Here is a 636-nt window from a genome sequence, read left to right as displayed (position 1 = left end):
AACCCTCGAATCACAGCTCGGTTGCCAGCTCCTCGAGGCTTATCGCAGGCTCCTACGTCCTTCATCGGCTCCTGGTGCCAAGACATCCACCGTGTGCCCTTAAAAACTTACCCGACACACCCAGCATTAGCTCTCGCTAATCTGAGCGCACGAAATATGCACAGATTAAAGATGCTCACGTCCACTATACAGTTCACAAGCAACGAACACACACAACCCTCAGACCCACCAATTACCCCAGCCGGCCGAAACCACCAAGGGCACTGTGATGAAAGGACTGTCATGCCAGTCGGCCGAAGACTCTCGTCTCCGTCCTAAGATCACGGCCCACCAGTTTGACCCGGTGGCCCGCTCCCTCAGGACCCAACAGCGCATCCCCATCCGCGACCCCGCAGATGAGCTCCAACCGATGTTCCACCCTGAGCAGCCACCCCACAACTAGCGAACACCATGATTGATGTTCGTCATTGTGCGGGAAATGGCATCCCTTAGAAGCGCGAGGCTTCGAGGTGCTCCTTAGAAAGGAGGTGATCCAGCCGCACCTTCCGGTACGGCTACCTTGTTACGACTTCGTCCTAATCGCCAGTCCCACCTTCGACGACTCCCTCCCCTTACGGGGTTAGGCCATCGGCTTCG

At 56.9% G+C, this 636-nt stretch carries 2 rRNA genes; both read right to left on the bottom strand.

The features are described 5' to 3' along the window. A 23S ribosomal RNA gene (locus tag QSK05_RS36020) occupies positions 1-113 on the bottom strand; the annotation flags it as partial. A gap of 407 nt (positions 114-520) precedes the next feature. Continuing rightward, a 16S ribosomal RNA gene (locus QSK05_RS36015) occupies positions 521-636 on the bottom strand; the annotation flags it as partial.

Source organism: Kineosporia sp. NBRC 101731 (assembly GCF_030269305.1).
GTDB lineage: Bacteria > Actinomycetota > Actinomycetes > Actinomycetales > Kineosporiaceae > Kineosporia.
The sequence above is the reverse complement of the archived record's forward strand: the minus strand, read 5'-3'. Positions and strand labels throughout refer to the sequence as shown.